Raw genomic sequence first — 11,901 nt, 5'->3', positions numbered from 1 at the left:
ACACTATTTACTGAGCAGTTCATTCAACGCAGCATCCAGCGAGGGGTATAGAAATTTAAATCCTTCCTGGCGAATTTTATCAGCATTTACGGTACAGCTTTTTAATACTTCTATGCTCATTTCACCCAGCATTAACCTTAGTACAAAAGATGGTACATGTACAGGTATAAATGCTTTGCCTTTTTCCGCTTTTGCCAGTTGCAGCGTAAATTCTTTGTTGGTAACCGGCTTTGGTGCAACAGCGTTGAACGAACCGTTCATTTCATGCTGCAGTGCGTATAAATACATGCGGCACATGTCTTCAATATGTATCCAGCTTATAACCTGTTTACCACTGCCGAGAACAGCAGCCACACCAAACCTGAGCGGGTTTTTAAATTCTTTGAATGCACCGCCTTCATTGCTCAGCACAATGCCTGTTCTCAGGTAAACCGTTCTAATACCTTTATTGCTTAATTGCTGCGTGCTTGCTTCCCATTGCAAACAGGTACTGCCAAGAAAGTCGTTGTGTGCCTGCGCATCTTCTTTGAATCCATCTTTTATAGATGCGGCGTTATCGGGGCCGTACCAGCCAATGGCCGATGCACTGATAAGCGCTTTTACATGGTGTTTGTTTTCAGTCAATGCCTTTACCAGCAATGCGCCGCTTTTGGTTCTGCTTTCGAGTATTTCTTTCTTCCGCTTTGTTGTCCAGCGTTTTTCTGCAACATTTGCGCCTGCCAGGTGAATAATATAATCGGCTTCTGCAATGGCATTTGTATCGATAGACTGCTTTTCAATATCCCAGTGCGCAAAGGACACAAGTGGATTATCCGATGGTTTTACTTCGCGTGTAAGGATGATCACTTTATACCCTTGCTGTGTAAGCATCGTTGTAAATGCCTTACCAATCATACCTGTTCCACCTGTTATTATTACTGTCTGCATGTCGTTGATTATACTGTTTAAAACAAAGAAAAATTGTATGGCACCGGCAGTATTGCTACTATCATCGCCTGTTGTGTCACTCACTTGTACGGCAACAAATATTTCAGCAGGGTGTAACCCGCTATGTTATTGCCGGCAGGTGTAATACGTAGAACATAACAGTGTAAAGGTATTTATGTTCGGGCTTTTATGTGTAATGCAACAATGCACTGCTTAGTGGGGAATATTGTGCCCGGAAACAACGGGGCAAACAAGGCTGTGCGCTGCAACACCATGGAATGCCGCGTAAAGAACCAGCCGTACAAGTGAGTGACACAACGATGCCCAATAGCAGTACTGCAGCCTGCTGCAAAAAAAAATCCCCCCGGCACAAAAGCCAGGGGAATAACAACTAAAAACACGATAGAGTCTTAAATGCTTCTTTAGTCTGGTTTTTTCCCGTCCAGAAAGGTATTGATCGTTGAGATCTGTGTTTCATCATTATCGTCTTTCTTTACGGTGTACTTGCTGTAAAACTGCTCCACAGAAGTAAGCGTATTGCCGAACAACTCCATGTTCCTGCGCACATAGGCAGGTACATTATCGTACTCGTTGTTGGCTTCTGCACTATTCATATTAAAGGAAAGATTGCGTAATTTGCTGATGCGTTCTGCAGCCCTGCGTTTTTGTTCTTCTTCTTCACTTAAAGAATCGGTAAGATCGGCTTCAGAGATAAATTTGGCCTGCGGCTGTGCAGATTCTTCCTTTACAACAAACTGAAAATTTGTTTCTTCTTCCGTTTCTTCCCTGAACAGCATTTTTGGTTCCGGCTCCGGCTTTGCAACAGGCTGTGGCTTTATTTCCATTTTAGGCTCAGGCGCTCTTTCTACTACTGGTGGCGGTGTATAAGCCTGCACCGGTGGCTGCTGCTCACTGGCATAAATATTCTGCGGCCTGGAAAGGAAAGGGCTAGCCGTTACAGCAGGTTTTACCGGCTCCTGTTTTTCTTCTGCCTTTTCTGTGTACTGCATAAACGGCATTTCAGGCGCGGCTTTTACCTCTTGTTGTATTTCCTGTACAGGCGGTGCCACAACCGGCTCAGGCATTTCTGCAGCCAGTTCGAAAACCAACGTTTCATGGTTGTCTTCCACCACCGGCTCTTCCACTACTGGTGGCGGCGCAGGTGCAAAAGGCATAATAACAGAAACCGGCTTTGGTTGCTCTTCTGTAAGTTGCGGTGCATATACATCTTCTTTCTTTTCTTCCACAACAGGTTTTACAGGTTGTACGGCCGCCTTTTTTGCTTCATTTTCCATATTGAGCGTAAGCACTACTTTTTCCGGTGCTGCTTCCACTTTCTGTACTTCTTTTGCCTGTGCTTTTTTATTGAACGGGTCTTTGTATTCAAAACCTGTAGCAATAATGGTAATGCCAATTTTATCGCCAAGTGTGTTGTCGTATCCTGTACCAATGATCAGGTCTGCATCATCGCCGCTTTGTATGCGCAGGAAGTTATTGATTACTTCAAACTCATCCATCGTGCACTCATGCTCGCCGGATGCACTGTTGATATTAACAAGAATCCACTTGGCCCCGCGGATGTCGTTGTCGTTTAGCAATGGAGAGCTTAATGCCTCCTCTATTGCTTTTTGTGCACGGTCTTCACCATCTGCCGTGGCACTGCCCAGGATAGCCACACCGCCGTTTTTCATTACCGTACAAACGTCTGCAAAGTCAACAATGATTGTTCCTTTACTGTTGATAATATCTGTGATACATTTTGCTGCTGTGGCCAACACATTATCGGCCTTGCCAAATGCGTCGGTCATTTTGAGATTGCCATATTGCATACGCAGTTTATCATTGCTTATTACAAGCAACGTATCTACATAGGGCTGCATCTGGCGAATACCTTCTTCTGCCTGTTTTAAACGGCGTGGGCCTTCGAACCCGAAAGGTGTGGTTACAATGCCTACGGTCAATATGCCGAGATCGCGACATATTTTAGACATGATAGGCGCACCACCGGTACCGGTACCGCCGCCCATGCCAGCAGTGATAAACGCCATTTTTGTATTTACTTCCAGTATACGGCGGATTTCTTCGAGCGATTCTTCTGTTGCCTGCTTACCCACTTCCGGGTTAGCGCCGGCGCCAAGGCCCTGTGTAAGGTGTGGCCCAAGCTGAATCTTATTTGGCACACGACTTTGTTCTAACGCCTTGGCATCTGTATTACATATTATAAAATCTACGCCTTCAATGTCCTGTGCGAACATGTAATTTACCGCATTGCTACCGCCACCACCTACACCAAGAACCTTGATGATAGATGACTTTTGCTTCGGCAGATCAAAATGTATCATGTTTTTGAATTTATGTGTTTGGGTAAGTAAGTAAATGTTATGCGTTGTAAGTAATAATTTGTAAGTAGTAGCTTATAAGTGTTGCCAGGCGTTGTGTTTTTGCTAATGCTTATAACTTATCACCTGTTACTTATCATTTACCAACTATTACTTATAACTTATTTTATTTCCATATCGCCTTCTTCTTTAAAAAGATCGATGATGCTGTCTTTGAATTTATCCCAGAAATTATTCAGTCCTTTTCTCTTTTTTGTATCAACCATATCGGTTACTGCAACCGGTGTTTCAACCGCAACGCCTGCCGTAGTTTTCAACAACTCAGGAACATGCACCTTTTTAAAGCGACCATCAAACTCTTTGCGTTTGTTTTCATAATCGCTGTAGCCTTTCAGTATAAGGCCAATACATGTAGAATACATTGGCTTTCTTAATTCATCTATATGGTTTGGTGCCAGGTGCTCTGTGGGCAAACCAATTCTTGCACTTAAACCGGTGATGTACTCAGTAAGCTGCAATAGATGATTAAGCTGGGAACCACCACCGGTAAGGATGATACCACCATTCAAAGCACGGTTATCCATACCTACCTGCTTAAGGTGATACGTAACAAAATCCAGTATTTCTCCCATTCTTGCCTGGATGATGTTTGCAAGATTTTTTACACTGATCTCTTTTGCAGGCATGCCTTTCAGACCAGGTATCGTAATATAGGCATTGGCTTTTGCCTCGCTTGCCACAGCAGAACCAAACTGTACTTTCATTGCTTCTGCCTGGCTCTTTAAAACCCCCAGCCCCATGCGTATGTCGTTGGTGATATTTTCACCGCCAAATGGTATAACAGCCGTGTGTCTTAATGTGCCTTCGTAAAACACTGCAAGATCACTTGTACCACCGCCGATATCAAGTATGGCAACACCCGCTTCCATGTCTATCTCGCCCATTACGGCACTTGATGATGCGAGTGGCTGCAACACAAGGTCTTTTGTTCTCAGCCCGCTTCTTTCCACTGCACGATTGATATTGCGTATAGCATTTCTATCGCCTGTAATGATGTGGAAGTTTGCACCAACTTTCACGCCATTGTAGCCAACAGGATCTTTAATGTTTTGAAAATTATCCACATGGTAATCCTGGGCAATTACATCAATGATCTGATCGCCTGCAGGAATGAAGGTCTTGCGTTGATTTTCTATCAACTGGTCTATTTCATTTTGCCTGATCTCTACTTCGGGATCCTGCCTTACGATGTCTCCGCGGGTTTGTAAACTTTTGATATGATGACCTGCCACACCAACATATACTTCGTTGATCTCGAGGTCTGGATTACTTTCTGCGCAGTTAAGCAATGCAAGCTGAATTGCTTTTATCGTCTGATCGATATTCAATACCTGGCCATGTTGCACGCCATTGCTGTTTGCACGTCCAAAGCCGAGGATCTCCAGCTTGCCGAATTCATTTTTTCTTCCGGCAATAGCAGCAATCTTAGTGGTACCGATATCGAGCCCAACGATGATAGGTGCCTCTGAACTATCGTGTTCGTTCTTTGGTAGAGTCACCGAAACATTTGTGCCGTTCATATTATGTGTTTTAGTTGTTTTTATAAAAAGGCAACGAGACTATTAACGCAGTGAGGCAAAGAGTAATGTTTTGTACTACCTGCTTTTTGCGTTGTGATTAATTACTCATTATCTGTCATTCATTTTTCGTTGTGCTTCGCATTGCTCCGTTAACATTCTTCAGTAAAAGAGTGCGACGCAACAATGCCCAATGCATGTACTGAAGCTGATAACAAAAAAACTGCCTTTGCCCTGTAACAAGTGATTTTACACTAGTGCTTCTTCAATACTGCCTTTGGCTGTTTCTTTTGTGTTGCAGCCTTTACTGTCTTTTTTGCCGGCGGTGCTTGCTGCACAGTTTTTTTACCTGTAGCAACCGGTTTATCATTTTGTTGCTGCACCGAATCTTTTATAACAGCAGGCTTTGGCATTGGCGCAGCATACATTGTATCGCTCATGGCAGCCTGCATTTGCTTAATGGTATTGGCAAACTGCTTTACAGCTTCGGCTGTATCCATATACACTTTACTGCTGCCACGCTTTACCGCCACTACCTGGTCTCTATACTGAACATCTATCGTTTCATATTTTTCAAACCCGGCTTTTGCCCAAACCTGCCGGTAAAAGCTTTTCAGCTTTTCAAATTTTTGTTCCAGGTCTTCTGCATTGCCAATCTTTATAAGCTGATCGCCAAGCACAGGTGTTATTTCGAATGTTTTTTGTGGCGTAATATCTACCTGTGCTACCTGCGCCATAAAAAAACTGTCCTGCTGTATATATTGCGCAATGTGTTTAATATCTTCCATCAACAGGCTGTCTGGCTTTGAGAGTTTTTGTTTGTCTGACGGGAAAGAAGTAAACATGGGTACACGCGCCGACAACTCGTTGCTTAACGGTAACCGCTTGCTGCTGCTGTCAATATAAAAAGAAGTGCCGGCCAGTGTAAAAATGCGGGCAAGCGGCTCACGCTCTTCTATATCCACATGCAATACCTGCTTATTATCAAAGAACAATTCTGCTTTTTTTATCCAGGCATTTTTTTCAAGTGCCAGCTCAATATGGCTTAATGCAACCTCGCTTATTTCCTTTCCTTTGACGGCGCCGTTGGCCAAAAGAATTTTTGTTACATCTTTATCATTTACAAAAACATGATCGTATGCTCCTTCAATGTTGATCTTTACCGCACTGCATGTTTTCCTTTCTTTTGTTTGCATGGCAGCTACCAGCAGGGTGCATGTGCCTGCACCCAGCAAAACCCATAATGATATTTGTAACCGCTTCTTCCACATAGCTCATGAACCCTGAATTATAAAAAGCTTTTACACCAATTACTTTTCTAAAATTTGTTTTACAGGTTGCAACAAAGTATCTATATCTCCGGCACCGCACATTACTAACAGTTCCGGTTTATGCATCTTCACCCAATCGAGCATTACATCTTTGGTAAGCACCTGCTTTTGCGGCAACTGCATATTATCCAGTATGAGCTCACTTTCAACGCCTGGCATTGGCAACTCCCGGGCCGGGTAGATGGGTAGAAGAATTACCTCATCTGCCATATCGAGACTTTGCGAGAATTCTTTTGCCAGGTCATTCGTTCTGCTGTATAAATGTGGCTGAAATATGACCGTACATTTTTTATCGACGAACAAACTTCTAACGCCGCTGATCAATGCTTTCAACTCTTCCGGGTGATGGGCATAATCGTCTATGATTATGTGTGCATCGTTTTTAAGAATGTACTCGAATCTTCTTTTTACACCTTTAAAATTTTCAATTGCACGCTTTATTTTTTCGTCATCAATGTTCAGATATTTTGCCACTGTTATTGCAGCAAGGCTGTTTTCGATATTGTGCAAACCGCCCATGTGCAGCACCACGCCTTTCATTTTCCAGTCTTTGCCATTTATATCGAAGTGGTAACTGCCATTGATAACATCTATGTTGGTTGCATATACATCGGCTTTAGGATTATCAAAACTGTATGTATAATGATGGGCTGCCTTTAAATCGTTGTGCCTGCTGAGGCCATATTTACTGATAAGGCAACCACCTGCTTTTACTCTTCCTGCAAACTGCACAAATGCATCTTCCACTGCCTGCGGCGTACCATAGATATCGAGGTGATCAGGATCCATTGCAGTTACCACGGCTATATCTGGTACCAGCTTCAGGAAAGAACGGTCATACTCATCTGCCTCTACCACGCAAACATTTCGTTCACTACTCCAGAAATTGGTTTGGTAGTTGGCAGCTATGCCACCGAGGAATGCATTGCAACCATAACCAGTGTCTCTTAAAATATGCGCGGTCATTGTGGTGATGGTAGTTTTACCATGTGTACCGCCTACGCATACATTGAATGATGCTTCGGTAATCCACTGCAAAACATCACTACGTTTTACCACGGTATAATCATTCTCCCTGTAATAGGTGAGTTCTGTATGGTCTGCCGGTATTGCCGGTGTATAAACCACCACGTCCACATCCTTTGGTGCAAGTGCCACATTATCTTCATAATGAATGTTAATGCCTGCATCTTCCAGTGCTTCGGTTAAGGCCGTGCGTGTTTTATCATAGCCGCTTACACGTTTACCCAACGATAAAAAATAACGGGCCAGTGCACTCATACCAATGCCACCGATACCGATAAAATAAACGCGCTCTATGTTGTTAATTCCTGTCATTATATTTAACTGACCCGTTAATATTGTTAAATGAGTGCCAGAATTTCCCTGGCAATTACATCATCTGCATTTGTTACTGCATACCTGGCAATGTTTGTTTTCAATTTTTGCTGCAATGTTTCATCGCCTGCCAGTCTTGTAATGGCACCAAACAATTTTGCACTTACCTCGCTGTCTTTCACCATCAGGGCTGCATCTCTGTCTACCAGGTATTTTGCATTTACTGTTTGATGATCTTCGGCCGCCAGTGGGTAAGGAACAAATACCACCGGCTTTTTTGCTACACATAATTCAGCAACACTCATAGCGCCGGCCCGTGATATAACCACATCTGCAGCAGCATATGCTTTGTCCATATCCTGTATAAAATCGTTTACCCATACAGCTTTTACCGGTCTGCCACGTTCAATATATTGCGCGGCGGTTGTTTTACCTGTTTGCCATATCAATTGCAGGTTCAACGATCCCAGTTCTGTTACATGTCTCGCCATTATTTCATTAATGCTTTTCGCGCCGAGGCTGCCCCCAACCGCAAGAATGGTCTTTTTATGCGGGTCGAGATTGAAATAGGCCAGTGCCGCTTCTTTTGTTACTGTTGAATGCACAATCGGCTTACGCACAGGGTTGCCGGTAATCCTTATCTTATCTGCCGGAAAAAACTGCTCCATGCCTTCAGTGGCAACAAATATTTTCGTGGCACGTTTGCCCAGCATAATGTTTGACTTACCAGCAAACGAGTTGCTTTCATGTATAAAAGTTGGTATGCCTTTATGCTGTGCGTGCTTCAATACAGGAAAGCTTGAATAACCACCAACACCGATTGCTGCATGCGGCTTAAACTGCCGCACAATACTTCTTACCTGCGCAAAACTTTTAATAAGTTTAAACGGCAGCGATAAATTTTTAAACAAAGAACTTCTGTCAAACCCTGCTATATCTATTCCTTTTATGTTATAGCCTGCCTGTGGCACTTTCTCCATTTCCATCTTGCCTTTAGCACCCACAAACAAAATCTCCGCTTCGGGTCTTTGCTGTTTGATGGCATTGGCAATAGCAATAGCCGGGAAGATGTGTCCGCCGGTACCTCCCCCTGCGAGGATGATCCTTACCTTCCCGGTGCCTTTCGAGGCACTATTGCCGTTGTTTGTTTCCATATCCAGTACTTCTTTTTTCTCCCTTTGCCGCCTGGTTTATATAAACTTCGGAGACATTATTTTTAATGACTTGTTGTTATAACAATATGTTTTTTATGTTGCCGGCTTTTGCACTTTGTGCATCGCCTGTTGCCACGCCCGGTTCAACGTTCTACTTTTATGGCGACTGCAGCGTGCTGTTTAGGGGCTCCCTGCTAACTTTTCATCAGCACGTAAACCTCACACCAAAAATCAACCCCCAACCTCTTACCTCCCAATCTCTTACGCTACTGCTTCCCCTTCACCCGCAGCTTCTTCGGGTACAGGTTGCGCATTGCCTTCCATTTGTTCCAGGTTTCTTGCAACACTTAGTACAATACCTATGGCAGCGCAGGTAAAAAGAAAAGAACTGCCACCCATGCTTACCAGCGGCAAGGTTACCCCCGTTACAGGAATCAGGTTTACACCTACCGCCATATTTGCTATAGCCTGTATTACCAGTGTAAAACTTAACGCCAGCGCCAGGAAAGCTCCGAATGCGTAGGGGCATCTTCTGAATATTCGTATACACCTGAATAAAAAAACGAGGTATAGAAAAATAATCACTGCACCGCCAAACAATCCATACTCTTCTATGATGATGGGATAAATAGAATCGTTGTAAGCCTGTGGCAAATAATTGCGTTGCAGACTATTGCCCGGACCACGACCAAATAATATACCACCATTTGCAATGGCTATATTTTGTTGTTGTACCTGGTAAGGAATTTCTAAATCGCCTGCGTAAATAAAATCCTGTACACGGCTAACCCATGTACCAAAACGACCAACAGAATTCAGTGCAGATTCAGAAGCTTTTACATTATCTGTTTTATCAGCATCATAAGTGGTTACTGCAACGCTTATGATAACCAGGATGGGGATCATGGCCACCGCTACCACCATTAATATGTGTTTGGTATTTACACGGCCAATAAACATGAGCAGCAAAGAAGTGGCACCGGTAAGCAATGCATTGGAAAGGTTTGCAGGCATTATGAGTGCACAAGTAATACACACAGGTATAATGACCGGCAAAAAACCCTTCTTAAAATCTTTGATGTCTTTTTGCTTCCTGCTTAGCTGCCTTGATATATACATAAACAGGGCAAGCTTTGCAAAATCACTTGTTTGAATGGTAAGGTTAATAACGGGAATCTTTATCCAGCGGCTTGCATCATTTACTTCCACACCAAACAACAACGTGTACAACAGCATGGGTACCGATATAAGGTACACGATAAGAGACACACGCGAATACAACGTATAGTTTACCCGGTGCAAAAAATACACCACGAGCAAACCAATTGCAATAAAAGACAATTGCCTGAAGAGATACACCTCGTTATTGCCCTTGTTCATTTTGTATGCCAGTGAACCTGTAGCACTATATACCACGAGCAATGAAATGATCGCCAGCATAAGTACAATGCCCCAGATGTATTTATCGCCGCGGGTACGTGTAAGCAAACGCCCCCCTGCACCTTCTACAGAAGGTATTTGCGAGAAAAATTTATCTGCGGCTTCGTTAAACATGATGCGCCCCGGACGGGAAATATTTTTTATACTTTTTACAATAAATGCGCGGTTTCTACACGCAAAAACTTACAACTCTTTTACTGCTTCTTTAAACTGCCTGCCACGGTCTTCATAATTTTTAAACAGGTCAAAGCTTGAGCATGCAGGGCTTAACAAAACCACATCACCTTTTTCTGCCAGGCGAAAAGATTGTTTCACACAATCCAGTGCATTGTCTGTGTCTGTTACAGGAACGATGTGCCCAAACGCTGCGTGTATCTTTGAATTATCAATACCCAAACAAACAATGGCCTTAACTTTTTCCCTCACCAGTTCTTCAATAAGCGTATAGTCATTGCCTTTGTCTACACCGCCAAGTATCAAAATGGTGGGCCGGCTCATACTCTCCAACGCATACCATGTACTGTTTACATTGGTTGCTTTACTGTCGTTGATAAACTCTATACCACGCACGGTAGCAACATGCTCCATCCTGTGCTCAAGGCTGTGAAAATCTGCAACAGCCTCCCTTATCTTCTCTTTGCGGATACCAAGTGTAGCCGCTGCAATTCCTGCTGCCATTGTGTTATACTGGTTGTGTTTACCCTTTAAAGTAAAATCGTAAATACTCATACTTACTCTTTCTTCCTGCACTTTTAGCATCATTTGATCACCTTTTATCCAGGCTCCTTTGTTTAATTCTTGTCTCATAGAAAATGGCAATGGGTTAGTTTGGAGGTTAATGTTTTTTAGATACCCTGTTATCACTTCATCGTCCTGGCAATAAATAAAATAATCTCCCGGCTGCTGGTTCTGTATGATCTTAAACTTACTGCTGATATAATTTTCGAACTTATAATCGTACCTGTCAAGGTGGTCTTCTGTTATATTCAGCAGCAACGCTACATCCGGCCTGAATTCTTTTATATCATCTAGTTGAAATGAACTTATTTCTGCTACATATAAAGGCTTTGGATCTTCTGCCACCTGCTTTGCAAACGAATAACCAATGTTGCCAACCAGTGCACAATCAAGACCTGCCTTCCTGCAGATGTGATAGATAAGAGAAGTTGTTGTGCTCTTACCATTACTGCCGGTGATGGCAATGATTTTACTATCACCCTTAAACCTGTAAGCCAATTCTATTTCACTTATTACCGGTATTCCCTTTGCCCTTATCTTTTTTACCATTTCATTCTTATCCGGAATACCAGGGCTCTTTACAACTTCATCTGCCCGCAGTATTACATCTTCAGAATGATGGCCCTCTTCAAACTCAATTCCGTTATCAATGAGTTCCTGTTTATAATTTGCTTTTAGCTTTCCTGCATCGCTCACAAAAACATCATAACCTTTTTGCCTGCCCAGCAATGCTGCACCCACACCACTTTCGCCGGAACCCAATATTACAAGCAGCTCCTTCCTGTCTACACCGTTGGCGGAAATTCCCGGTGCTGTTGTATTTCTATCGAGATCATTAGTTGCCACCTGTTATCATTATTTGTTTACCAGCTTTTGTTCTTTGGTCATCTTCGTTGTGTCACTCACTTGTACGTTCTGTACAGTATGCATCTTACCGAAGCGGAGATTGCGTTTTGTTGTGCGCTCAACCTTCGCTTTGTTGCTATATGTGGTACAGTACAAGAGTGCGACGCAACAGAAGCTTCATGCTTATTCAACTGCCCGGCTCACTATCTTT

At 43.1% G+C, this 11,901-nt stretch carries 8 protein-coding genes; all 8 read right to left on the bottom strand.

Translation table 11 applies throughout. The features are described from left to right. Positions 1-3 precede the first annotated feature (3 nt). On the bottom strand, positions 4-1,011 hold the full coding sequence (locus tag I5907_RS09385) for a TIGR01777 family oxidoreductase (RefSeq protein ID WP_346266776.1): 1,008 nt from the start codon (positions 1,009-1,011) through the stop codon (positions 4-6). A 338-nt stretch (positions 1,012-1,349) separates the two neighbouring features. After that, the gene (gene ftsZ, locus I5907_RS09380; protein ID WP_196990451.1) at positions 1,350-3,269 is read right to left on the bottom strand and encodes a cell division protein FtsZ; all 1,920 of its coding nucleotides are present in this window, start codon (positions 3,267-3,269) and stop codon (positions 1,350-1,352) included. A 158-nt stretch (positions 3,270-3,427) separates the two neighbouring features. Further along, positions 3,428-4,846 carry a cell division protein FtsA gene (gene ftsA / locus I5907_RS09375; RefSeq protein ID WP_196990450.1) on the bottom strand — a complete coding sequence of 473 codons (1,419 nt, stop codon included), beginning with the start codon at positions 4,844-4,846 and terminating at the stop codon, positions 3,428-3,430. Positions 4,847-5,097: 251 nt separating this feature from the next. Continuing rightward, the gene (locus I5907_RS09370) at positions 5,098-6,114 is read right to left on the bottom strand and encodes a cell division protein FtsQ/DivIB (protein WP_196990449.1); all 1,017 of its coding nucleotides are present in this window, start codon (positions 6,112-6,114) and stop codon (positions 5,098-5,100) included. Positions 6,115-6,153: 39 nt separating this feature from the next. Continuing rightward, the gene (gene murC / locus I5907_RS09365; protein WP_196990448.1) at positions 6,154-7,512 is read right to left on the bottom strand and encodes a UDP-N-acetylmuramate--L-alanine ligase; all 1,359 of its coding nucleotides are present in this window, start codon (positions 7,510-7,512) and stop codon (positions 6,154-6,156) included. Positions 7,513-7,538: 26 nt separating this feature from the next. Then, a complete protein-coding gene (gene murG / locus I5907_RS09360) occupies positions 7,539-8,666 on the bottom strand; it encodes an undecaprenyldiphospho-muramoylpentapeptide beta-N-acetylglucosaminyltransferase (protein WP_196990447.1) in 1,128 nt (375 codons plus the stop codon). Positions 8,667-8,927: 261 nt separating this feature from the next. Continuing rightward, positions 8,928-10,220 (bottom strand): FtsW/RodA/SpoVE family cell cycle protein, encoded by a 1,293-nt coding sequence (locus I5907_RS09355; protein WP_196990446.1) that lies wholly within the window; start codon positions 10,218-10,220, stop codon positions 8,928-8,930. A gap of 69 nt (positions 10,221-10,289) precedes the next feature. Further along, entirely contained in the window at positions 10,290-11,690 is a 1,401-nt protein-coding gene (gene murD, locus I5907_RS09350; RefSeq protein WP_196990445.1) for a UDP-N-acetylmuramoyl-L-alanine--D-glutamate ligase, read from the bottom strand. Positions 11,691-11,901: the final 211 nt, after the last annotated feature.

Origin of the sequence: Panacibacter microcysteis (assembly GCF_015831355.1) — a bacterium.
GTDB lineage: Bacteria > Bacteroidota > Bacteroidia > Chitinophagales > Chitinophagaceae > Panacibacter > Panacibacter microcysteis.
This window is presented reverse-complemented; position numbering and strand designations above follow the sequence as displayed.